Source organism: Johannesbaptistia floridana (genome assembly GCF_057440575.1).
The window spans coordinates 1-25748 of the sequence record NZ_JALKVM010000382.1 but is presented as its reverse complement, the minus strand read 5'-3'; the positions used below and the strand labels follow the sequence as shown (position 1 = coordinate 25748).

Below are 25748 nucleotides of genomic sequence, written 5' to 3'. Positions count from 1 at the left end.
AGTAGGTGGGGTGCGTTCAATCAGAAGAATCATTTTATTTGACCGACACTGATTGTTTAAAGCGAATAATATGTTCAAAAACTTGATAAGAAGATTTGATTGGATTTCCTAAAAAACGACTTGCCAAATAATAACATCCAAAAGGAAATATGTATGACTCATTGTTACTCAAATCTTCTTTTAAACTTTCATGTAACTTTGGTAGATCACTCCAGTGTATATTAGCAAAAGAATGGTGTTCGATATGATATCCAATATTGAACATCGTCAAGTTAAAAAATTTAGAAAGAAAAGTGTTTGAATGCTTGTAAGAATTAGAAGAGGAAGGCTTCTCACATCCTACGTGTTGAACATACATCCCTGGTCCCATAATGACCACATTAGCGAAATAGTGGGGTAAAACCCATAAAACAAGAGCCATGAATGGATCTATCCAAAAGGGAATTGACCATAGGAGCAGAAAAATAATAAACTCTTTAACAAAGTTGTTTTTAATTTTCTTTCCACCTCGTTCACCACGAAAATCGCGCCACAAATCTAGAGCATAACGCCATGGCCAGTGAAAGAAACTATAAAGATAAATATTCTCAAAGTAACCATCAGCTTTACATTTGGGAACTGTCCAGTCTTCTTCCCCCAATAAATTAGCATGATGAATAACCACATGAGAATACTCCCAAAAAAAAGATGGCCAACCTCCAGAGAAAGTCCACAACCGACCAAACCAGTCGTTTAGCCATTTCCAGCGAAAAATTTTTCGGTGAGCGTGGTTATGAAAATTAACTCCTACATTAATTCCCGAAATCCAACCCAACATTATCACACAAGCACCGACAAACGCTGTACGTGACCACACACCCTTGATCTGAGCTACTTCTGGATGAAGGTATAACCAAAACGCCAAAACATAAGCGAAAAGGCACAATAAATGAAAAATAATACAGTGTACATCTTCTGGATGTTTAAGTATAGACTTTTTAGAAATTGTCTGTTCTTTGATATTGCTCAAGATATTTAACCAATCCATACTAAAACTATGCTAAACCAGACAATTGCTAAAATTAGGCTAATCCATGGTCCCCAGACAATAGTACCCATGATAATCAAGATTGCCGTTAGAGGAAAAAGTGAACGCCCAAGCAGCACACCTATCTTACTTCCTAGACTCTTGTTTTGATTCAGGGAAATTTCTGAGAAATTGGAAGAAATTGATTTACTTTCTATTTCTTCTTGAAAAATTTTTTTCACGTAGGTACCTCAAAAAATTGATTTAGTTTCATAATTGTAGCTGTTGCAACCCAAAAACAAGGGAATTTTGAGCCCACATTATGAGTTTCTTCCGAAAAAGAACAAAGTTTAACTCTTGTGTACACCTACTAAAAACCTGTTAATATCTAACAATGTGTTGTTAGGCTAACAGTTTTGGGGCATCGGTGACTCCCCGTGAATTTTACTGTTTGAAAAACTACTGGTTTTGAAGCAGATTTGACTTTCCTTTCCTGTCAGGGGGGGATTTCCCCCTTCTAGTTCGGGAAACTGCATCATGCAGTACCTCTAGGACTTTCGCTGATTCAAACATTTGGTGTCGGGAGATTTTGAGCTTACCAATAAGCTTGCAAATTTTCCCCCATTGACCCCATGATTGCACCTCCTTATCCTCTGGTGAAGAGGTGCAAATTCCTATTATTTGCCAATAAGAACGAGGTATGCGTTCAGAGAACCCTAACCCTCGTCTGGCAATCACCATGGCCGCAGCATAAGCAGAATTCAGCCCATATTTAGCCATATACTTCACCATCCCAATAACTGAGGTGGCAAAAGGATTCTTGAAAATTACTTCGATGCCATATTTTTCGGCTCTAGCTACTAAGAAAGCTCTAAATTTATCATAGATAAAACCACTCAGCATTCGGTTGTATTTTTTCGGAGAATGTCTTAAAGTAGCTTTCTTTTTACTAAAATCTAAGTCTTCACAAGCAATGGGACATCCATAACTCTCCCCTATCCTAACAATGTCAGCTACAATATCCCTTAACTTGGCTTCAACTTGTCCCGTGGTACCCGTAGGAATATCCCAAGAAAACAAAGTTTTTTGTCCATTAACTTGATGTAAATTCCCATCTCTTTTGACATAAACAAGGTCAATTGATTTAGCATTTAAGTCAATACCTAAACAACCATTTCTTTTGTGAGAAATATAAGGGACCCCTTGCACATAAGTGGATAAATGAATATACCATTGATTATCTTTATGTTCTCTTCTATAAATTTGAACCGTAACGGGTTTATTAGATTCTAAAGCATACAATAAATCATGTTTGCGTTGTTTAGTAATTTCAAACTCTAAAGTAATTTTATTCCCATAAATCTTCTGATAGCAACGAGGAACCGTAATTGTCACAGTAAAAATATCATCAGCTTTGTGATGAATTTTAGTCACAGGATTATTACCATTTACTGACCCTTTTCCTACACTATAAAAGTTTCCCCCTCGTTTTCTTCTCCATTCTTCTAACCATTCTTCATGATTACTATACCCATTTTCTTCTAAATTATATTGAGCCTTAAATAATTTCTTTGACCCCCAACAAATATGCAACCTTTCTTCTTGCTGTAACTTGAGGAGTTGCTGTTGCTTTCGTTTTAGCCTTTCTAACTTAGATTTAATTCCTAATAATTTCTTATTAAAGTTTCTTAGATTTCCCTGAGTCGGATTATAATAAGCATTATCTAGATTTTCTAAACTTTCTCCTACTTTCTTAAATCCCGCTTTTAAATCCGTTTCAAGAAGAGAGATTTGATGTTCTTTAGCAGTGGTTAATTGGTCAAATACAGAACTAGCATTTCTAGCCAAACTATCAGCATAAGCCCACTGAATATTATACTTTTTCTGAAAACTTTTCTCTATTTCAGTTTCGGATATTCCTTTTTGTCTATCATTTAAAGCCCTGCGTAAAAGACTTTGATATTCATTACCCCAATCTTCTAGAAATGGATGATATTCTACCTTACTTTCAATCCCTATAATTCTTTGATACACGGGTATTTCATTCTTCTGTTTTGACCGACTAATCCGTGTTAACTTAGCTTTTAAGGATTTCTTTTTCGCCATTTCTTTTTCGCTATTTCTTTCAAGAAAATCACTTTTTTATTCTAACATATTTTTTCATCAAGAGTCTCTTTAACTATTTTATTAATCTCTTTTTTATATTTCCTTAATCCATAAAGACGACAGGAGAAAGAATGAATCACAGCCATCAAGTCTTCTACTAGCTCTTGTTGGGGAGATAAATTTTGTGCATTAGCCACTATTAACCTTCCTTCATGTGTTGCTAAAAAGTCTTCAAAGTATTCAAATCCAAATCGGCATAATCTATCTTTAAAAGCAATTACTAAAGTCCCAATTTCTTTATTTTCAATCATTGTCATTAGTCGCCAAAACTGAGGACGAGTATAGTTCAATCCCCCTCCAATTTCTTCAATAACTTCATCAATAATATAGCCTCTCGCCAGACAAAACTGTTCCTTAGCTTCTCTTTGTCGAATTAGGTCTTGTTTTTGTTTGCTAGAAGAAACTCTTGCATAGATAACCGTTTGTTTCTTAACTTTTGGCTTTTCTAAACTTAAGGCTTGATAGTAATCTTCCTCTGTATAATAGCGGTGTCCTGATGGAAGTCGTTTGGCTGGCAATTTCCCGTTTTTATCCCAAATTCTTAAGGTTCCAAGGCTTCGGTTAATCTTTTTGGCAAATTCACCTGGTTTGTCTCTAGCATTCAATTATTGACTCCTATAATCTCCTAAACTTTATAATATATTAGCAGATATAGATATATTTTTGCTACCTAGACGGAACAGTAAAGTTAAATGTCCTTTCTGAAATGGGATCTTAATCTATAGGTAGATTCTAACTCCTCATTTTTATTCTAAGACTTAAATGATACCTTATCTATAAATTTTTCCGAATTGGCTCTACCCAACAGTAAACTTATGACACATCACCTTATTGTTTAATTGTTTAATAACAAAGGAAAAACTCAGTAAGGCTAAGCTAAGAAAAAAATATATGGATATTTAACTTAAGCCATTTTATCTCATAAATTCAGAAGATGATCAGGCTATTCCATTGCTTCTGCGGTTCGCGCATCTGCCTCGGTGCCTCAAAAAAGGCAGATGGGTTTTTCTGTTAAGTTAAGTAACATCTTTGATCTAGCCTTACGCATTAATATTAGGACATTTTTTGTTGTTCCCTGTTCCCCTTTCACTCAAGTATCGATGTCCTAACTATTTTTGGTACTGCTATAGTGTGCGATCGCATATCATACTAACTAAATCCGGTTATTAAGTATCCTTTATAGAATTTATTTTATTTAAAAAATAGATTTCAAAAATTTGATATGGTAAAATATGTAAAGACGGGATGTAGCGCAGCTTGGTAGCGTACTTCGTTCGGGACGAAGGGGCCGCTGGTTCGAATCCAGTCATCCCGATATATGTTTGTCTACATAACCAGGAATTTTTTCTTCTGCTTTTGCCTGAATTTCAGATTGAATAATTTCTCGCATATCTTTAATCTTAGGAACAACAATACTTCCTGCTTCATAGGTTTTAGCCACAGCTACGATGGCTTTAGCAAGTAAACGATCAATATATTCACCTAATTGTGATTCACCAAATTTATTATCACTGAAAGATTTTTGGGCTTTATGGCGTTGATGGGAGGTTTTTTGCTTCTGTTTACGTTGACGATTTAACAAATGATAATTTTCACCCAATAATTGTTTCAGACTACGGTAAGCGATCGCAACTCCTGTTATTCCATCCACAATAGCAAGGGTGGCTGGTTTTTCGAGTGCCATGGCAACACCAACTAGAATATTAGATTTTCCTTGATACAAAGGCTTATGGGGACGATTATAAGAATTAGTAATTTTTTGTAGGGAAGATTCATTTCTTTGGATAGCTTTTTGAAAATCGTGATTAGCTTTGGCAATATTTCCTTTCTCTTTGAATGATTGAAGCCGAGATACGGTAATAATTAACCATAGGTGTCAATAAATTTCAAGCTGTTGACAACGAAAGAAAATACCAAAAGTTAATTCAGGTTTCATTCGTAGGCGATTTGTTTGAAATTTTTTAGATTTCTCTTGCTGAATTTGTTCTGTACCTTCTTCTGTCCAAAAACGAGTATCTAAACTACAATGTAAAGCTAAATTATGAATATTCCAAGGTTTACCTTTGCTTTTGCCTTCTTGCCAAAAAATTCGACCAGATCTTAAAGTAAATAAAGCACTAGAATCTTGATTTTTGCCATTTTTCTTGATTTGTTGATCTTCATAAAAGCGTTGAAACCAGTTTAATTGTCGTTGGTCACAGTATATTTGAAAAGTATGCTTTCCTAAGCCGTTAAAGCGCACACAGAGGCGACCTTTCTTATTAATACTCCATGTTAAGTCTTCATTAGTTTCATAAGCAACAGGATAAGGAGTAGATTTAGATTGGCTTAAAAGTTGATTTTGCCATGATTTAACTTTTTCTGCATCCATGGTGGCAGTATTAGCCGCAATATTTAAAGTTTCTAACCAACAGTCCCCTGTTAAGTCTCTACCTTGAGGAATTGAGCTGTCTATCTGTTTAATAAGACGTTGAATCTTGACTTCAACTTTACGGCGACGTTGAGCAAATTTTTTGGGATCTTCAGGCTTTTTAGCAATTTTACAACTGTTTTTGAGCAGGTAACGAATAGCACAACGGGTTAAACTATCCTCAGTTTTGTCATATAAATCATTCAGTTGAGTAAACAAGCTTTTGTTATTTTGAGATTTTTTACTTTTTTCAGTGGACTGTGGGTCTGGTTTAAGGGAAGAAAGAATTTCAGTGGCTTTTGCTTGAATGGTTTCCAGATTAGACTGACTGATTTGAACTAATTCTTGATCACTTTTGAGCATTACTAACCAACGATTTTGTCCCTCTAATTTACGCTGTAACTGTTGTTGAAGTTTTAAACATGATTTGTAAATGTAATCAACAAGAGCGATCGCACTAGTATAAAAGCGCCCAGGTTGATCTCGAAAATGGGGATCTTTTCTGAGGGGTTCGCAGAGTTTTTTGATAATCCCTGCTTCAAGCTTGCCTTTTTGTCTCCAGGTTTCAAAGTCAGGATGGTGGGCTACTTGTCTTAAAAGTTCGTTTACCAAAGGTGTATTTTTTTCCTTCATCAACTGCCAAAGGAATTGACGGGTTGTTTCTGGGGCGACGAGGCGACATTGAATTGTAATGATACTCATAGAATCGTCACTTAGTACATAAACTCATCTTAATTATATTAACACATTATGTGTTTTAAAACATAAGTATGTTTTGTAAAAGCTTTTTTATATAATCAAAATTATATGGAAAACATGTTTTTTACCAGTACAGAAGCATCTAAAATTACAGGATGTTCTCGTCGGCAATTACAATACTGGCGAGATAAAGGACTTGTTATACCAACAGTTAACCCTAGTGGAAAAGGGCGTAATGTCTATTATTCCGTCTCAGATTTATTACAGTTGATGGTAATGGAGTATTTGCTGTCAGTGGGGTTAAGTTTTGATACGGCGCAAAAATCCCTGGAAATTTTGAAAGAACATTACCCTGAGGTTTTTAAAGCGGATGTATCATTAGAAGAATTAAACCGATTAATGATTTTAATGAGTCCTAATAACTTAGAATTAGCGATTTATAACGATGAAGATGCGTTTTCAAGGGTCAATGGTCAGGGACTACCCCTGGTGCCGTTTTGGGGAGAGAGGATTCATAAACGTTTAAGAGAAAATTTAAAAGAATTTTCTAAAAATTAAGATAAAAGTAGGGTAGTTAATTAAAAGCTATTGATTTTAGGCAATTTTACGTTGCACCCTTCACATATTCTCATGAATAGTTAATATTTTGCTACTAATGACTTTCCAACAAGGGATTTGGAAATCTGTTTTTTGCTTAGATTCTGAAAAACCATATTCGGTATTTGCCGATTGTTAGCCAAGTTACCTTAATTTGGTCTCCTCCCACAAAACTAGTACCTTATTGATAAAAAAGTACCTTTTCACCCCTTCAGGAAATTTCTATCATATACTCATAGGGCAAAAAAAGCTCTTTACTAAGTTGAATTCAAAGGTCAAAAATGCCAGAAAATAATACCTCTAATTATCCTCAACCTTATATGTCTCCAAGCGGGGAACTAGGACTATCTCAAAACATTAATGGTAATTCTCAGATAAGAGTTAATCCTACAGGAGGCGGTTTTTGTCATACTAGTCAAGATGGAGCAAATACAGGTTGTATTGATGTTGATGTAAATACTCGATCCATCTCTTTATCAAATGATCATAATCATTTAACAGTTAATCCTACAAAAGGTACTTTTTGTCATACTAGTCAAGATGGATCAACTACAGGTTGTTTAGATCACAATACGAACACTGGATTTACCACTTTTTCTATAGAAAGAAGGTGGTAAAAATAACTACAATACTAATCAAGTACTGTAGTTAAAAATATTCAGTAAACTTATATTTATACTTCTATCCTAGTTTAACATAAGCTAGGATAGAAGTATTCTACTCTACATTAATAAGGAAAGTACTGCAATGAGAGATTGGCAAGAATTTTTGACTAAACAAGCAAATTGTTTAAAAGATAGTTGGAAATTGAAAGGTACTCAGTTAGAAACTTTAAAGGCTATGTATCCTAATTACAACAGCGATTTGAGTGTAAAAGAAATTTGTCAAGCATTAAATATAGAGAAATCAACATATTATAGTGATAATCGTGCTGGGGGAGTTTATAAAAATTTTGAGAGTGTATGTGAAGAATTAAAGCAAGATAAAAAGGGTAAATATGATGTTTTACGTAGTTATCTTCAAAAACAATATGTTGAAATAGATGAACTTTGGAAACAACTTCAAGAAAAAGCTGAGGTTTCTAAAATGGGGGCAATCAAAACAGAAAAAATGCAAGGGTGTCTTTTATCGTTCACAGAAAATGAGAATAATGATAGTCCTTTTTACCGTCAAGTAAGATTAGGAGAAAAAATCCAAATTCAGATTAATTTAGAAGAACCAAACAGGTATGTTATGGTTTTAGAAAAGGGTGTAGATGATAACTATGGACTTTTATGTCCTTCAATAATTGCAAGTTATAGTTGTCAGAAAAAAGAACCACTTATTTTACCACAGAAAAATATGGATGATTTTCCAATGATAGCAAAAGGAACTGTTGAACAAGTAGCTATTATTACATCAAAGCCAATAAAATTAAATTGGCCACTGCATTTTACTATGGAATATACACATTTAAAACTTTATACACATCATTTACAAGAATTACTTAATAATTTAAAAAATAGAAGAGATTATCAAATTTTACGATGTGAGTTTTACGTCATTTAGTTCCAACAACATTGTTAACTAAAAATATTAATTGTGTGGATTAAAGCTTTTTAAATGGACGAACAAGAATATCACCAAGCACTTTCATGGGCATTATTTCAGAATATTATTTCACCAAAAGAAATTGCTATCCTTCAACTAGATAATATAAACAATCATGAATTTGTATTTGCTAATAATGAAATCTCACCAGCTATAATGAGTATCTTAGAGAAACTCAATCAGACTATTATTTCTTTAAATCAACAGCAAGATAAAACAGCAGCATATACAGTTCATCAAATTCTACTAGTGGCTGGACAAATAATTTACAATGTTTTGATTCTTCTGGCTACTCAATTCAAAAATCAAGGAAATTATCCCGAAGCCATTTATATTTGTGAGTTATGTCTTTATGTGACAGTACTATACAGCCTTAATACACATCATCCTGATGTAGCAACAAGCCTTAATAATTTGGGATTTTTATCTCAAGAAATGGGAAGACTAGAGGAAGCTGAGTCCTACTATCAACAAGCCTTGGAGATGAGGAAAAAAATATATGGAGAAGAAAATCATCCTGATATAGCAGAAATCTTTCATGATCTGGGAAGTTTATCCCAAGAAATGGGAAAAATGGAAGAAGCTGAGTATTACTATCAACAAGCCTTGGGGATGAGGAAAAAAATATATGGTGAAGAAAATCATCCTCATAGAGCAGCAATCCTTAATAATCTCGGAGGTTTATATGAAACAATGGGAAAAATTGAAGAAGCGCTGTCTTACTATCAACAAGCCTTGGAGATGTATAAGAAGGTATATATAGAAGAAAATCATCGTCATATAGCAAGAATCCTTAATAATCTGGGAACTTTATTCCAAAAAATGGGAAAAATAAAAAAAGCTGAGTCTTACTATCAACAAGCCTTGGAGATGAGGGAAAAAATATGTGGAGAAGAAAATCATCCTTTTATGGCAACAATCCTTAATAATCTGGGAAATTTATCCCGAGAAATGGGAAAAATAAAAAAAGCTGAGTCTCACCTTAAAGATGCCTTGGAGATGATGAAAAAAATATGTGGAGAAGAAAATCATCCTCTTATGGCAGCAACCCTTAATAATCTGGGAAATTTATCCCAAGAAATGGGAAAAATTGAAGAAGCGCTGTCTTACTATAAACAAGCCTTGGAGATGTATAAGAAGGTATATATAGAAGAAAATCATCCTCTTATGGCAGCAACCCTTAATAATCTGGGAAATTTATCCCAAGAAATGGGAAAAATTGAAGAAGCGCTGTCTTACTATAAACAAGCCTTGGAGATGTATAAGAAGGTATATATAGAAGAAAATCATCCTTTTATGGCAACAATCCTCAATAATCTGGGAAATTTATCCCGAGAAATGGGAAAAATGGAAGAAGCGCTGTCTTACTATCAACAAGCCTTGGAGATGATAAAAAATATATGTGGAGAAGAAAATCATCCAAATATAGCAGGATGCCTTAATAATCTGGGAAATTTATCCCAAGAAATGGGAAAAATGAAAGAAGCTGAGTCTTACCTTGAAGAAGCCTTGGAGATGATAAAAAATATATATGGAGAAGAAAATCATCCAAATATAGCAAAAAGCCTCAGTAATCTGGGAGTATTATCCCAAAAAAGGGGAAGAATAGAGGACGCGCTGTTTTACCTTGAAGAAGCCTTGAAAATGATGAAAAATATATATGGAGAAGAAAATCATCCAAATATAGCAGCAAATCTCAAGAATTTGGGTTTAGTATACTCTATAAAAAAATCCTACTCAAAAGCATATCAATACCTAAAACAATCAGTAGAAATTGATAATAATATCATTCAACGGGAATTTGGTTTCAGTTCATTTTCTAACCGTGAATTACTTATTAGCAATAAAAAAGTTTCTTTAGATATTTTTCTATCTCTAGTTAAACAACATTTTTCTGATTCTACTGAAGTGATTAACACCGCTTTTGAATTTATTATTCAACGTAAAGCTATTATTGCTTATTCCCAAGCCCTGTTTAATCAATACCTTTATAGTGAAAAATATCCTCATTTAGAAAAGGATTTTGAAGAACTACGTCATTTATATGAACAAATAACTTATTTATCATACTCTGATGCTCAACTAAATCAAACTAACATCGACTTACAAACGATTATCAACAAACGGGATGAATTGCAAAAAAACCTCACCTCACAAATACCGGAATTAAAAAAACTATATCAGTTCGCATCTCGTCAATCCATCGCTTTGGAGTTACCTAAAAATAGTAGCCTCATCGAATTTATTCACTTTAATGTTTATGACTTTGAGGAAAACAAATGGGATAAACCTCTTTACTTAGCCTTTATAGTCAATCAAGAGCAACCTGAAAAAGTAGAAATGCTCTTTTTTGATGCTGAACATATTGACAGACTTATTAATATTTATCGTGATACTATTATCCCTCCTGATGGTAAATCTCGCTGTCTTAATAGTGTAGAAAATTCATTGAGCAATCCTGAAAAAACGGAATTAACTCTCAAAGAATTTGATAACCAAGCAGGTTTTGAGCTTTATGAAGCCTTATTTAATCCCTTATGGGGAGTTATCGGCGAGAGAGAACAATTATTTTTAGCCCCCGATGGGCAATTAAACCTTGTCCCCTTTGCTGCTCTTTCTACGGATACTAAAGGCGGTTTCTTAGTGGATAAAATAGCTCTTAACTTTTTTACCAGTGGACGGGATATAATGCGAGGTAAGGTAGAAATTGACCGCCCCACTACCAAATCATTATTCATTGCAGATCCTGATTTTAATTTATCAGCTAGTTTCGTTGATAATCAAGAAACAAAAAACTTTAAAGAATCATCAAGTCACTCAAACAACGAACAATACCGTGATTGGATCCAAAACCATGATTTAGAACAATTAGAAGGGACAAGAATTACCACGGCTAAACTCGCCGAAAAATTCAAGGTCCAGCCTTATTTCGGTGAAGAAGCCCTTGAATCTGCCTTAAAAGCCAGTAAATGCCCTAAATACTTTATGATAGCTACTCATGGAGTCTTTGCCCCCTATAAAGGCAACGAACCGCCTCCAGAACCATTAAAACTACAGACTATAACATCCCAAAATCGTTTCTATCACATTCAACAACAACCTAACCCATTATTAAGGTCATTTTTAGCCTTAGCAGGGGCGAATACATGGCTTAAAAAAGGACAATTACCGGAAAATGCTGGTAAAGGAGTAGTTTTTGCTCAAGATTTATTAGCCCTTGACTTATGGAAAACAGAAGTAACAATACTTAATGCTTGTCAAACCGCATTAGGAGAAGTAATTAACGGGCAGGGAGTTTATGGCTTACGGTATGCTTTTTCTTTAGCAGGTACAAAAACCTTATTGATGAGCTTATATTCAGTACCAGATTTAACCACACCCTTATTAATGGAAAGATACTTCCACAATTTAGACCAAAAAATGGAACGCCATCAAGCTCTCCGAGAGGCACAAATATATGTGAAAGATATAACTGTTGCTGAATTGCTTGAATTTGATTGGGGTAAAGAAATTATCAAACAAAAATTAGGCTCACCTGATGATTTTGAAACTCGTATTGATAGTCTAATGACATCCCAAGGAGATGTCAAACCTCTTAGCCATCCTGAAAACTGGGGAGCATGGATTTGCCAAGGAGTTTTTGAAACTTTATGAGAAACAAAATTAAACTGTTAAGACCAAGGTAACAGGGAATAGTGATGACTATCAGTTTTTTCAATTAATTTGATAATATCCAGTTTGAATACGTATTAGCTTACTATTTCAAATTGAACAACCATAATTAATATAATTTTAACAATGTTGACCTGTGTCTGGGTTGGACATTTGTTTTATTGCCTGTATTTACCCTCTATAATAAAAAGAAGCGCAATAATTGCGCTTCTATAAAAAAGTTAGCAAAGATATACACTATCTTTATTTTTGCTTGTCATCTCTCATTCTATTTTTTGGACTGCGACTGTTTGAAAACTTCACAGGCTTTAGCTTTGTCTATTGCGCAATCTGTTAAAGGTTTGCAATTTTTTTGTGATGACTGACTATAGTTAAATTGAGGTTTAGGTACTGAAAAGTTGATTTTGACCTCCTTTTGCGTATTGCAACACTCCTTTTTAAAATTAGTGACTCCGGGTGGGTTACATGGATCATACTGTTTTTTAGGCATAACAGATTTATATTACTCCTTCTTATTACTAGACTTTTTTACTACTTATATTTCGTCTTATTTGCTGTGAAATATAAGCAAAGAGCTTTTTTAAAGCCCTATGAATATGATATAAATTTCATTAAAAATGAGCTAGAGGGCATAATAGGTATTAGGTACGAAAAAAGTATGAGTAAAAATTTATTTGTAGCTGTCAAAAAAAATGGATAGTAAGCTGCTCATAAAAACTAATCTGGCTTTGTTAGTAGCAAAAAGGTTTCTATATCTGGATAAGCAAATTTAAAATAAGGACAAAAACTTTGATATTTAGGGCAAGCTTGGTAAGATTATAAGCACAAGCTAATTCTGCGAAACCTGTGCTAAATGTACTCCCATTTCTCAAAAACTAGCCGACAGCGATCGCACTCTCCAAACTCCCACAAAGCAGGAATCTTAAACTTCTTGTCACAATTAGGACACTTAGACAACAGCTTTAAGTTGTGTTTCTCACACATCCAAACTGACTTAAATTGCCATTCAATCCTATGACAGGGCAACTCTTTATAACACTCTCCACACAAGCGAATTGACTTGAACATCAACTCTTCTCCCAAAGGAGGTAGCATTAAACGTAAACGTTCCCCCTGAACCCCAACAATCTCTCCTAAAGCCTGTAAATCCGCATCAGAAGGAAAAGGATTAAGATAAAATCGTTCCCATCGAGCTATTTTTGCCCCAATCCCTGCTAATTGTCCCAAAGCACTGGGACTTAAATGATTTAGTCGTCTAAATCGTCCTAAAAAGTGGCTGAGGCTTTCTCCTTCCATTGGTTCAACAATAAACAACCAAGGTTTAATTTCATTATTTGCTTTCATGAGTATTCCCTGGCTACTTCCTGTAAAACCGTCTTTTCAATTTTTTTACTGCCTCTAGACAGAGACTTAATTGCTGCTTCTCTCAAAAGCTCATCTAAACGACCAATGTAGCCTTCAGTTGCCTTAAACAAGATCTTGATCATCTCCTGACGGCTTAAATTAGAAGCAACAGGCAACTGTAAAACCTTTTCTTCCCAAATAGCAACAGTTTTCTTAAAATCAGCTCCTGTCAACTTACCAAAGCGACGATGAGAGCGAAAACGATTGTAAACTTGTTCATCTCGCTTAATGACAGCATCTAATCTATCAGTACCAACTAAAACCACTGAAATTTCTAACTTATCATTAATATCTCGTACTTCTGGGAATGTATCTGGTTTTAATCTATCAGCCTCTTCTATCGGTGTCTCTATTAATTCCTCTTCTTGAACCTTAGTATATCCAGGTAGAGTAGAAAAAAGACTTTGATTAAGAGTTTTAAAAGGACGTTCTACAATACCTCCTTCAGAAGGGCGATCGCGTAACTTCAGCACAAATCCTAATTGAGTAGCAATTTCCGTCAGATGATTGGATCTAAAATCCTTACCTCCATCAGTAAAAAGATATTGAGGTAAACCATAGGTTCCCCATTCACAATTAAGTTTATATTCTTCGCCATATTGCTTTGGTAATATAGCATTTCGTAGAGCTAAAGTGACAACTTGAGAACTAGGGGCATCAAAACCCAAATTAATCCCAACAACACAACGAGAATAACTATCGATTACGGTTGTTAACCAAGGACGACCAATTAACTCACCATGATTATCAACTAACAAAACATCAGCACGAGTATGGTCACACTGCCAAACTTGATTGCTATAGTTAATCTCTAAATCAAAGCCATCACGAGTTTTCACTGATAAAGAAGAACCTTTCCATCCTGGCGAACGAATAGTCTTTTTCTGCTTATTGAGAATTGGCTTCAATACTCTTAAAACTGTGCGATAACTAGGAGGATCAAGATCATCTATTTCCGATGCTTTCACTTCTACTCTTAAGGCTACCTGCTTGGGAGTCATCCGTTTACTACCTTTATTCCCTTGCTTATAAGTCTTGATCATAAAGTCTTCCCAAAAATCACCTATTCGGTATTTGCCTTTATCCCTACGCTTTCCACTAACTAAACCTGTCAAACCTTCTTCTTGATAACGCTTAAAGAGTCTTTGTACAGAACGGACAGAAATATCAAGTTTCTTTGCTCCTTCTCGAAGCCTTTCGCCATAAGTTGCGCGATCGCACGGTTCTAACAGAGACTGAATCACTTCTAATTTAGTTTGTGCTTCTTCAGTCAGTTCAGAGATAATCACTACTTGATCATCAGATTCAGAAGGGGAGTTTGTATCGCTTATCATCTGCCATTTGTTAAACTATTTTTGTTTTAATAACACATAATGTTATTCTAACCAATAATCAATAAAAGCGCCATTCAATTTGTCACTAATCTGAAGATCGATGCTTAGGAACACGCCATCTAATTTGGCACTAATCTTATAAGCGACATCTAATTTGGCATTTTGTTAACAAAGGCTTTAATATATTAAAGTGTCATGAATCAATACTATCTAAGGATAACAGCCGACGACAATAATTTGGCATCACGTCATTTAATGTGTCACTGTACAGTTTGTACTTGTACAGTGACAAATTCTTTGTCGTTTAAGCTTTAGTGACAAATTAAGCGTCATTTTTTATAGAATTAATGTCCAAAAATTTTAACTAGAGCGAAGCGGATCTCGCACGAGATCGCTCTGGGGAAAAACTTTTCCATCTACTGAATGTACAATTTACTGAGAATTTTTTTGATATGATTAATTACAGTACAAATTTGTAAGTATATCGGCTAGCAACTTAAGGCGGGACAAGCTAGTGGAGACGAGTTGTCAGGTCATTCGTTCCCTGGATTTCCAATCCAGGACCTGGGAAACCATTGAACCCCTTCAACCTCCTACCCACCCAAAATTTCCCAGCTTACCGTGATAGCCGTATATTTACTCATGACATAATAAGTAAGGAATTAACATGAAGTTTACTGATAAAACTAAAAGATCTGGGATTAGTTGGGATGGAGGATTAGCAACTTATTCAGCAAGTTGGGTTGATTTTAATCAAGATGGATTAATGGATCTAGTTGATGTTCCTCATTGGATCCAACCGCTCCAATTAGACAAGCCGGGTGCTCAGCAACTTAGTATATATATAAATAATGGGAATGGAACCTTTGATGATATTGCTCCCTACGTATTGAATGATTACTATGAGCGTAATTCCGATACACACGGCATGACTGTGGCGGATTATGATAATGATGGAGATAAAGACATAGCATTTACTACAGGTGGGGCTCCCGCGAGCTTTACTTTGTCAAGCACGACTAGTCTTTTTTACGTTAATGAAGACGGATGGCTCAAAGAGAAAGCGAGAGATTTAGGTGTTGAGGGGATTATTGGTGATCGTAATGTTGATCTTAATGAAAAAACAGTTGATGCTCATGGCCATAGAGGTAGAGGAATTGCTTGGGCCGATGTTAATTCAGATGGTCGCTTAGACTTAATCCATAGCAACTGGGAATATACGGAACAGCATAAGAAGATAAGTCCCTTAATGAGGGAACTCTCAGATAAAGGTCTAGATCAAACAGCTTTATATCTTCAAACTCCAAATAATAAATTTAAACAAATTCGAAATTTTACAGGATCACCCCTGTACTCAACAGCGATTTATCCAGCTGATTTATTGGGAGACCAAGTACTTGACTTATTAGTAGAAGTTGGGTATAGAAACACTCTAAAAACCTACGAATCACAGAACAACGGTAGATTTGTTATTAAACTGAATACTCTACCTTCTGAAATAGAAGAAGTACAACGAAAAGTTATTACTGACGTTCTTGTAGAAGATTTTGATAATGATGAAACACCTGAAGTTTTAGTTATTGTATCACAAGACGCCAAAGAACCTACAACTCCCTTATATTTTGACTACGACAATAATACTAAGACTTATGTAGAAGTATCTAAAAATGCAGGACTTGATAAGCCTTTATATACTTCGGATGCAACAGTTGCGGATTTTGATAACGATGGCTATCTCGATATATACATGACAACATGGACCAAGACTAAAGACAATAAACTTCGTACTGGAGCAGGTATTCTGTATAAAAATAGAGGAGATGGAGAATTTGTATGGGTAAAGGGAAATGGTGGGATTATACCGAAAAGAACCAGCAAAGTGCCCACAGGAGTATACGGAAGGTTAACAAGTAACATTCAAAGAGTATTCAATGTAGATTACGATATGAATGGTTTTCCTGATGTATTCACTACGAATGTTGTAAGCGATCGCGATAAAAATAATCAACATGAACAAATAACACCGTCTTATCTTTTTGCAAATAAAGGAAATAGAAATAATTGGTTACAGATCGATTTAGAAGGAACTAGATCGAATCGGGATGCTTTGGGAGCTCAAGTAAAATTGACTACAGCTGACGGAATGACTCAATATAGAGAGCTTTATTCTGTACTTAATCAATCATTTGGCCAGAATTCCTCTCGGGTGCATTTTGGCTTAAATCAACATGAATTTGCCCAAAGAGTTGAAATTTTTTGGCCCTCTGGATTGAAACAGATTCTACGCAATGTTAAAGCTAATCAAATAATACAAGTTAAAGAATCAAACAATCGATTTCCATTGTTTCAAAGTATTCTAATCGGTGATAACAAAGACAATAACATTATAGGTACTAACAGAAATGATACAATCTTAGGACAACGAAACCAAGATGTTCTCATAGGGGAAAACGGAGAAGATAGCATTTCTGGTGGAAGTGGTCATGACACTCTCAGTGGAGGTGGCGGCAATGATTTTCTGTTCGGTAATTCTGGTCATGATCTCTTACGTGGAAATAGTGGTAATGATAAGCTAACAGGCGGCATTCATAATGATACATTAGAAGGTAATACAGGTAATGATACTTTGTTAGGTGGAAGAGGATCAGATCAACTAACTGGAGGTCCGGGAAAAGATAGCTTTGTCTTTTACAGTCCCGATGATGGTCAAGATGAGCTTACAGATTTCGACATTTTTAAAGATAAAATCGTTATTCCTCAAAAAGTATTTAGCAACCCAAGGGGTACTCGTCGAAACTCTGACAGACTACCTTTAGGTGAATTGCCAGCAGCCAATTTTAGCTTAGGTACAGAAAAGACAGAAATTAATACAGGCAATTTTGTTTACGATCAAAACACTGGAAATCTTTTCTTCGATTCTTATCCTGATGCTGATGCTTTTTATTCTTCAGGTGGTAGCAGAATTCATTTAGCCACTCTAACTTCAAAACCAGCTTTGAGCAATCAGCAGATTATGGTGGTTTAATTGTTTTACTATTAGATATCGCTCTTGTTTATCTGTTAGAATTTCTCTATATGATAGTGATATCTATTATGACTTTTAAGTTATAGCAATAGTCTATTAGGACGCATAAGTTATCGTTTTTAGGAAGGAACAGGGAACAGCGGGGTCCCACCGCTGTTCCCTGTTCCCTAGTGCGTAGCGCTATATAACTTAAATCGGCGTCTATATCAAGCGCCACCTTGTCACCCCATCAGGAACAGTATACATAGGGCTTGCTGAATAAATGTAAAACTTTTGCTAGATAAAGGTTTGATCCCATTTTTATCATAAAAAGTGCAAGGTTTTTTGATATATTATGCTAGAAAGAGTGCATTTTTTTCTTTGATTACTCGAAAATTCATAAATCATTATTACCTCTCTTGCCTCTCTTGCCTTTCTCCTCACCAAAACTTACTTTTTCACCCGTACCCTACATAGCAAGGCTTCTTCTTTTTTACTACAAAAAGAGTATACAAAAGCTATTTGTAGCGTTTTAATTAAAAAGAGAGTCCTGCCTCAAATTTGATACAATTTACCACCAAATGCCGAAAGAGGTGGTTAAGATATCTACCTCATCCCTTGAAAAAAGTCGATAGTCTCTGTTAAAGCCACGACAAAACGGTCTATTTCAGCGAAAGTGTTATAAAAATAGAGGCTGGCGCGGGCACTTCCAGAAGCTTGAAATAATTTATGCAAAGGTTGAGTACAATGATGACCCGAACGAATCGCTACTCCTTCGTTATCTAGTAAAGTAGATAAGTCACTAGCATGGATACCTTCTACATTAAAAGCAGCTAATGCAGCTCTATTAACCCTATTTTCTGTGGGTTTGGGGCCATAAATTCTTAGTTGGGGAATTTCTGAAAGTTTGGCAAATAAATACTTAGTTAACTCCTCTTCGTAGGCATGAATCCGCTCTACACCTATAGCACTAAGGTAGTCTACGGCGGCCCCAAGGGCGATCGCCTCACCAATGGCGGGAGTGCCTGCTTCAAATTTGTGAGGTAATTCACCCCAGGTAAAACCATCGAGGGAAACCTCTTCAATCATCTCACCTCCCCCTAAAAAAGGAGGCATAGAGTTAAGTAAAGCTTCTTTGCCGTAAAGAAAGCCGATACCTGTGGGGGCGCACATTTTGTGACCACTTGCTACTAACCAGTCACAGTCAATTTCCTGTACATTAGTAGGGAGATGAGGGACACTCTGACAGGCGTCAATAAGTACTTTAGCGCCGTAATTATGGGCTAAGGTCACTATTTCTGCTACAGGATTCACACAGCCGAGGGTGTTAGAAACATGGACTACAGCTACTAACTTTGTTTTAGAGTTGAGTAAACCTTGATAGGCTTCCATATCAAAGCCTTCTTCAGCCGATAATGACACATACTTCAACACAGCGCCAGTTTTAGCGGCGAGCATTTGCCAGGGTACTAAATTACTATGATGTTCCATCACTGATAGAATAATTTCATCCCCTGGTTGTAAATTAGCTAATCCCCAGGTGTTGGCTACTAGGTTAATTGCTTCGGTGGCGTTGCGGGTAAAGACAATTTCTCTGGCGGAGGTTGCTTTGATAAATTTAGCTACCTTTTCCCGCGCCCCTTCATAGGCTTCTGTGGCGCGATTACTCAAAGTATGGGCACCTCTATGAACGTTAGCGTTATCCTGTTTATAGTATCCTTGCCAAGCTTCAATTACCGATGTGGGTTTTTGAGAAGTAGCGGCACTATCAAAATAAATCAAGGGTTTGCCGTTAATTTCTTGTCTTAAGATGGGAAAATCTGCGCTAACTGTGTCAGCAAGGCTTTTAGTTGGTGTATAGGTCATATTTATTGATAATTAGTAATTTCTACAAGCAACACATTGAGAAAGACGTTTTTTTAGGGAATCTACTTCTATCATCTCTAGAATTTCTGCCCCAAAAGCATCTATAAGTAAGTGACGAGCATCTAATTGACTCAAGCCACGGCTTTGGAGATAAAATATTTCATCGGTTTCTAATTGACTGATGGTGGCGCCGTGGGTACATTTGACGTTATCGGCGGTAATTTGTAGTTCTGGTTTGGTGTTTACTTTGCCTTTTTCTGAGAGCATTAAGTTTCGATTAAGCTGGTTAGCGCTGGTAAGTTGCGCTGTTTGGGGCACTATTATTTTACCATTAAAGACAACCGTTGCTGTATCGTCTACAATACACTTGTGTAGTTGATTGGTAGTTCCATGGGGATGGTTGAGAGCAACTTTAGTATGAGTATCGGCTAATTGTTGCCCGCCTACTAAACTAAATCCCTGTAGATTAGTTGTGGTTTGTTCACCTTGTTGTAAGACTAAAAGGTTGTGACGGGATAGCTTAGCACCCATATTTACTTCAATGATACTGTAACTGCTATCGCGTTTTTGATTAACTACTGTGTTGCCTATATGAAAGGCATCTCCTGAGTCTCTTTGTATCCGATTATGTTTGATTTGAGCGTTGTCTTCTAGGAAAATGTCCGTGACAACGTTGTTGAAGTAGGGGAGATTTTGCGGTATGTCGGAACAATTAAGGGTTATAGTAGAATATTGTTCAATGAGAGTATATTGAGAGTTTCTCTGGGCGATCGCCACTAAATATGGTTGACTTAAACTAGGGGATGTTGTCGGTATACTTATATTTACCAGATGAATTGGTTGTTCGACTACTACGTTAGCTTCTGCCCAAATAACTGCCAATTCTTTCACACTAGCACTATTAAGTAGAGAAAATACATCTCTATGGGACTGATTGCTAGTTAAATACTCAATAACTGTGGTTTTTTCCTTAGCACTCAAATCCTGCCAATTGCCTACATACACTCCCCTTGGCAATCCCGATACATCAGACAGTTGAGGTTGATAGACACCGTTAACCAAGACCATTCTACTAGTTTGTGCCTCAGGAAGGATAAACTGAGCTAAAGTTTCTGTATCTATTTCCCTAGGGGTAGACAATTCCCAAGGAAAACTAGTTAACTCTGATAAATCAGTGAAGCGCCAATCTTCATCATTTTTGCCGGGATACTTCTGATTAGCTAATTGAGCGATCGCCCATTTTTGTAGTTCTTCTAATTCTAAGCTTGTTTCTAACTCAGTTAATTTACTAACTAAATTTGTTAAATAACTATCTATTGTTTCTTTTTTATCTACTAAGGTGCTCATTTAAACTTCTACCTCTGCTTTCTCCTCTGACTCATCTTCTAAGAATTCGTAGCCGCGGGATTCCAATTCAAGGGCTAACTCTTTACCTCCCGTGGTAACAATTTGTCCATTTTGCATAACGTGGACAAAATCAGGCTCTATATAATTAAGTAAGCGTTGATAATGAGTAATTAAAACAAAAGCATTATCAGGAGATGCTAACTGATTAACGCCATTAGCAACTATTTTCAGAGCATCAATATCTAAACCGGAATCTGTTTCATCTAACACAGCTAAACTAGGCTCTAACAAAGCCATTTGTAGAATTTCATTCCGTTTTTTTTCTCCTCCAGAGAAACCTTGATTAACGCTTCGCTCTAAAAAGCGGGGATCCATTTTCACGATATCTAACTTAGATTCAATCAAGTCTTCAAAATCAAAAGTATCTATTTCTTCTTTCCCCTGGTGTTTCAATTTAGCATTGTAAGCAACTCTCAAAAAATCTAAATTACTCACCCCAGGAATTTCGATAGGATACTGAAAGGCTAGAAAAATTCCGGCTAAAGAGCGCTCTTGGGGCTCTAATTCCAGTAAATTTTTCCCTTGGTAGATAATTTCTCCTCCAGTTACTTCATAACTAGGGTGCCCTGCCAATACTTTAGAAAAAGTACTCTTACCGGAGCCATTACGCCCCATAATCGCGTGGATTTCTCCGGCTTTTACTTCTAGATTGACTCCCTTGAGAATGGGCACATCATCTATATTAGCGGTTAAATTACGAACGGATAGTATTACTTGGTTTTCTGTTTGACTCATGGATAATAAAAAATTGACAATTAGGTTTGTTGGTTTGTTGGTGTGTCACCTTTTGGGATTTTCAACTTAGGAATATAGATGACCTAATTCCTAAAATTTTGCACTAGTATTCTTGCTGGTGATTGATACACATTTCCAGCATGTTGAGGTAGTAGTAAAAAGAGCCTTTTTACTACAAAATCAAGTAATTACACTTAATTGTTATTTCACCACTCTCAATTCCTAATTCCAAAAGCTACTAGTAGCTTGGGGAAAAGAGGGAAGTCTGAATTTAACCTACGGAGCCTTCTAACTTGAGACTTAGAAGTTTATCAGCTTCTGCGGCAAATTCCATAGGTAATTTGTTGAGGACATCTTTACAAAAGCCACCTACTAACATAGATACGGCATCTTCTTCAGAAATACCTCGTTGGCTAAGGTAGAATAATTGATCTTCTCCTATTTTAGAAGTAGAAGCCTCGTGTTCAACTTTAGCAGTGTTTTGGCCTACTTGAATATAGGGAAATGTATTTGCTTGGGCTTGGTCTCCGATTAACATGGAGTCACACTGGGAGTAATTTCTGGCGCCTATGGCTTTTGGTCCTACTTTTACTAAACCGCGATAGCTATTTTGAGACTTACCCGCGGATATTCCTTTAGAAATGATAGTACTGCGGGTATTTTTGCCTATATGTATCATTTTGGTACCAGTATCTGCCTGTTGCTTATTGTTAGTTAAAGCAACTGAGTAAAATTCTCCAATGGAGTTATCTCCTACTAATACGCAGCTAGGATATTTCCAGGTAATTGCAGACCCTGTTTCTATTTGTGTCCAGGATATTTTAGAGTTAACTCCTTTACACAGTCCTCTTTTAGTCACAAAGTTATATATACCGCCTTTGCCGTTTTCATCTCCTGCATACCAGTTTTGTACTGTGGAGTATTTAATATCGGCATTGTCTAAAGCCACTAACTCAACTACAGCGGCGTGTAATTGATTAGTATCGTACATGGGAGCAGTGCAGCCTTCTAGATAGCTTACAGAGGCTCCTGATTCAGCAACAATTAGGGTGCGCTCAAATTGTCCTGTATCGCCGCTATTAATTCGGAAATAGGTAGATAATTCCATGGGGCAGGTTACTCCTTCTGGAATATATACGAAGGAGCCATCACTGAAAACTGCTGAGTTGAGAGCTGCAAAATAATTATCGTTAATGGGTACAACTGCACCTAAATAACGCTCAACTAATTCGGGATGCTCTTGTAAGGCTTCAGAGATTGAGCAGAAAATTACTCCCGCTTCTGCTAATTTTTCTTTGAAGGTTGTGGCAATGGATACACTGTCAAAGATTGCATCTACTGCTACGTTGGCTAATCTTTTTTGTTCTGATAGTGGTATACCCAGTTTCTCAAAAGTTTCTAAAAGGGCTGGGTCTACTTCATCTAGGTTTTCTAGTTTTTCCTTGCTTTTTTTGGGGGCACTATAGTAAATAATATCTTGATAATTAATAGGGGGATAGCCGACTTCTGCCCAATTTGGCTCAGTCATTTTTTGCCATTGTTTATAGGCTTTTAAACGGAATTCGAGCATGAATTCTGGTTCATTTTTTTTGGCTGAAATTAGGCGAATTACGTCCTCACTCAGGCCACGAGGCAGACTATCTGTCTCGATGTCAGTGATAAATCCGTACTTATATGGTTGGTTTACCAGGTTTTTAACTGATGTAGCGCTCATATTTATATGTGTTCTCTCTATTTATTAATTGACTATGTTTACTCAATGGGAAGGCACTAGTTGAGGACTTTAACAACTAGCGTGTTGTTTTTCTCTATTATATAATAGATTAACAACAAGTTTGTTGTCAAAGTATAATTTTACATTTAAGCTGGATAGTAAAACTGCTAAAAAAATGACTATATCTCAATCATCATCTTCTAAACAAGATATTCTTAACTATTTATTAAGAAAAGGACAAGCAAGTGCTAAGGAGTTAGCCCAAAGTTTACAGATAAGTGCCCAAGCAATTAGACGCCATCTCAAAGACTTAGAAACCGAAGGATTAATCGAGCATCAAGAGTCTACTCAAAAATTAGGACGACCTCAATATATCTATCAACTAAGTCGCCAAGGGCGCGATCGCTTTCCCCATAGTTACGGTGAATTTGCCATTACTTTCTTAGATACTTTAGCTGAAACTGTGGGCAAAGAACAGGTAAACCAAGTATTGCGCAAACAATGGCAGCGTAAAGCGTGGGAATATCAACAAAGAATTGGTTCTGGCAATCTCCAAGAAAGAGTAACTAAATTAATGCAATTACGTCGAGCTGAAGGCTATATGGCGGAATTACACTTAGCTCAACAAAACTCCTATATTTTAGCAGAACATAACTGCGCCATTTCTGATGTGGCTGAGTCTTATCCTAGTGTATGTGGTCATGAGTTAGAAATGTTTGCAGCGATTTTACCTGATTGTAAAATAGAGAGGACTCAATGGATTAATAATGGGGAACACCGTTGTGGCTATTTAATTCAACCTCTAAATGTTTCCTCTCCTGTTAGAGCTTTGACTAGTAACGAAATATCTCATTAAACCTTGTCATAACTTGCTAAAGCCGTGTATGATAAGATTGATGAATCAAAAATAAACAATGAGTTATGTCACACCAGCAAAAGCCTCCGAATACCTCGGGGTTTCAGTCTCCACCCTCCGGCGATGGGAAAATGAAGGAAAAATCAAGTCAATCAGAACACCAGGAGGTCAAAGAAGATTCTGCATCAACAAATAGAAAGAAGAAGAAAAACCCATTATTCTCTATGCACGAGTCTCTACCTCATCAAGAGCGAGATGACCTCGAACGACAAGCTCAATTTTTACAACAAGCTTACCCAGGAGGAGAACTTATTACAGAAGTTGGAAGCGGGCTCAACTTTAGGAGGCGAAAGTTGCTCAAAATTTTGGAGCGTATACTCCAAGGAAATGTTCAATGTCTTGTGTGCGCCTATCCCGACCGACTCTTCTGATTTGGGTTCCCATTTGTTGAGTGGCTATGCCAGCAAACAAAAACAAAACTCGTGGTTCTCAATGAGCGTAAACTTTCTCCCGAGCAAGAACTCGTTGAAGATATCCTGTCAATCCTCCACTGTTTTTCTGCAAGGTTATACGGACTACGCAAGGACAAAAAAGAAGTCACCAAAGCAGTACAAGAAAAAACCACGGAACCAGAGCAAAAAACCGACCCCAAACAGTGTCTTGAAAATCAGGGTTTATCCATCTAAAGAACTCTACAAAATTTGGAAGTTATGGTTAGCTGCCTATCGTCGGATATATAACTGGACTATTGAAAAATTAAGAGTTGATAACCAGTACTCAACATACAGTTTACAAGCTATTGCTAGGAGTGCAGATTTCCCCGATTGGGTTAAGAAGTTACCAGGGCACCAATTACAGGAAGCCGTAGCTGATGCTGTAGATGCTCATCGTCAAGCTAAAGCAAGTGGAGGAATGGCTAAATTTAAGTCCTGTAAAGCAACTTCTCAAGTTATAAAGTTTAAACCAGGTAACTATAAAAAAGGAACTTGGTATAGCAAGTTAACTAAAGGTTTAAGTTTTTACTCTAAACAAGAGTTCCCCAAAGAATGTATATACGGCACTCAGCTTGTATACCAAAAAGGGAAATGGTTCGCTTGCTTTCCAATAGTTAAAGCTACTGAAAATTTAGACGTAGAAAGAGTAATTGCTTTGGATCCCGGCAATAGAACTTTTTTGACTGGATATGATGGAGAAACTCTTCTAGAAGTTGGCGAGAAAGACATTGGGCGAGTCAATAGACTCTGTTCACATCTCGATGTGCGATTCGTTCCTGTTGAAGTAGGTTAAA

Annotated in this window: 17 protein-coding genes, 1 tRNA gene and 2 pseudogenes; 9 read left to right on the top strand and 11 right to left on the bottom strand. The window is 36.3% G+C overall.

Features of this window, described 5'->3' with window-relative positions; genetic code table 11:
* Positions 1-34 precede the first annotated feature (34 nt).
* From MW688_RS21495 to MW688_RS21480, 4 genes are all read right to left on the bottom strand, one after another.
* Positions 35-1027, bottom strand: coding sequence for a fatty acid desaturase family protein (locus MW688_RS21495; protein ID WP_486738058.1), 993 nt, complete (start codon positions 1025-1027; stop codon positions 35-37).
* Positions 1015-1248, bottom strand: a complete 234-nt coding sequence (locus MW688_RS21490) for a hypothetical protein (RefSeq protein ID WP_486738057.1) — start codon at positions 1246-1248, stop codon at positions 1015-1017. Before MW688_RS21490 ends, MW688_RS21495 begins: the two co-directional genes overlap by 13 nt.
* 217 nt (positions 1249-1465) lie before the next feature.
* On the bottom strand, positions 1466-3112 hold the full coding sequence (locus MW688_RS21485) for an IS200/IS605 family accessory protein TnpB-related protein (RefSeq protein WP_486738056.1): 1647 nt from the start codon (positions 3110-3112) through the stop codon (positions 1466-1468).
* A gap of 41 nt (positions 3113-3153) precedes the next feature.
* Positions 3154-3777, bottom strand: coding sequence for an IS607 family transposase (locus MW688_RS21480; protein WP_486738055.1), 624 nt, complete (start codon positions 3775-3777; stop codon positions 3154-3156).
* A 636-nt stretch (positions 3778-4413) separates the two neighbouring features.
* On the opposite strand from MW688_RS21480, the gene MW688_RS21475 reads away from it, so the two are divergent.
* Positions 4414-4487, top strand: a tRNA-Pro gene (locus MW688_RS21475).
* On the opposite strand, the pseudogene cas12k reads toward MW688_RS21475, so the two are convergent.
* Positions 4479-6284: pseudogene (gene cas12k / locus MW688_RS21470) on the bottom strand (type V CRISPR-associated protein Cas12k). The gene MW688_RS21475 and the pseudogene cas12k sit on opposite strands and share 9 nt — an antisense overlap.
* Positions 6285-6398: 114 nt before the next feature.
* Between cas12k and MW688_RS21465 the strand changes: the two are divergent.
* The 4 genes from MW688_RS21465 (at position 6399) to MW688_RS21450 (ending at position 12122) form a co-directional block, all read left to right on the top strand.
* Positions 6399-6839, top strand: a complete 441-nt coding sequence (locus MW688_RS21465) for a MerR family transcriptional regulator (protein WP_486738054.1) — start codon at positions 6399-6401, stop codon at positions 6837-6839.
* 320 nt (positions 6840-7159) lie between these two features.
* Positions 7160-7495 (top strand): hypothetical protein, encoded by a 336-nt coding sequence (locus MW688_RS21460; RefSeq protein ID WP_486738053.1) that lies wholly within the window; start codon positions 7160-7162, stop codon positions 7493-7495.
* A gap of 130 nt (positions 7496-7625) precedes the next feature.
* A complete protein-coding gene (locus tag MW688_RS21455; protein ID WP_486738052.1) occupies positions 7626-8426 on the top strand; it encodes a hypothetical protein in 801 nt (266 codons plus the stop codon).
* Positions 8427-8480: 54 nt separating this feature from the next.
* Entirely contained in the window at positions 8481-12122 is a 3642-nt protein-coding gene (locus MW688_RS21450) for a CHAT domain-containing tetratricopeptide repeat protein (protein ID WP_486738051.1), read from the top strand.
* Between the two features lie 867 nt (positions 12123-12989).
* Here MW688_RS21450 and MW688_RS21445 read toward each other — a convergent pair.
* Together MW688_RS21445 and MW688_RS21440 are read right to left on the bottom strand one after the other, a co-directional pair.
* Positions 12990-13484: a TniQ family protein gene (locus MW688_RS21445; protein WP_486738050.1), complete on the bottom strand. Its 495-nt coding sequence runs from the start codon at positions 13482-13484 to the stop codon at positions 12990-12992.
* Positions 13481-14878 carry a TniB family NTP-binding protein gene (locus tag MW688_RS21440; RefSeq protein WP_486738049.1) on the bottom strand — a complete coding sequence of 466 codons (1398 nt, stop codon included), beginning with the start codon at positions 14876-14878 and terminating at the stop codon, positions 13481-13483. Before MW688_RS21440 ends, MW688_RS21445 begins: the two co-directional genes overlap by 4 nt.
* A gap of 667 nt (positions 14879-15545) precedes the next feature.
* Here MW688_RS21440 and MW688_RS21435 point away from each other — a divergent pair.
* Positions 15546-17903 (top strand): CRTAC homolog protein, encoded by a 2358-nt coding sequence (locus MW688_RS21435; protein ID WP_486738048.1) that lies wholly within the window; start codon positions 15546-15548, stop codon positions 17901-17903.
* Between the two features lie 585 nt (positions 17904-18488).
* Here MW688_RS21435 and MW688_RS21430 read toward each other — a convergent pair.
* From MW688_RS21430 to sufB, 4 genes are all read right to left on the bottom strand, one after another.
* A complete protein-coding gene (locus tag MW688_RS21430; RefSeq protein ID WP_486738047.1) occupies positions 18489-19748 on the bottom strand; it encodes a SufS family cysteine desulfurase in 1260 nt (419 codons plus the stop codon).
* A gap of 12 nt (positions 19749-19760) precedes the next feature.
* Positions 19761-21095, bottom strand: coding sequence for a Fe-S cluster assembly protein SufD (gene sufD, locus MW688_RS21425; protein WP_486738046.1), 1335 nt, complete (start codon positions 21093-21095; stop codon positions 19761-19763).
* Positions 21096-21890, bottom strand: coding sequence for a Fe-S cluster assembly ATPase SufC (sufC, locus tag MW688_RS21420; protein WP_486738045.1), 795 nt, complete (start codon positions 21888-21890; stop codon positions 21096-21098).
* A gap of 271 nt (positions 21891-22161) precedes the next feature.
* Entirely contained in the window at positions 22162-23604 is a 1443-nt protein-coding gene (gene sufB / locus MW688_RS21415; RefSeq protein WP_486738044.1) for a Fe-S cluster assembly protein SufB, read from the bottom strand.
* A gap of 175 nt (positions 23605-23779) precedes the next feature.
* Between sufB and sufR the strand changes: the two genes are divergently transcribed.
* The 3 genes and pseudogenes from sufR (at position 23780) to MW688_RS21400 (ending at position 25747) form a co-directional block, all read left to right on the top strand.
* Positions 23780-24460, top strand: coding sequence for an iron-sulfur cluster biosynthesis transcriptional regulator SufR (gene sufR / locus MW688_RS21410; protein ID WP_486738043.1), 681 nt, complete (start codon positions 23780-23782; stop codon positions 24458-24460).
* Between the two features lie 58 nt (positions 24461-24518).
* Positions 24519-25146 (top strand): annotated as a pseudogene (locus tag MW688_RS21405) (IS607 family transposase).
* Positions 25121-25747 carry a nuclease/transposase family protein gene (locus MW688_RS21400; protein ID WP_486738042.1) on the top strand — a complete coding sequence of 209 codons (627 nt, stop codon included), beginning with the start codon at positions 25121-25123 and terminating at the stop codon, positions 25745-25747. The pseudogene MW688_RS21405 and the gene MW688_RS21400 overlap by 26 nt, the downstream one beginning before the upstream one ends.
* The last annotated feature ends 1 nt before the right edge of the window (position 25748 follow it).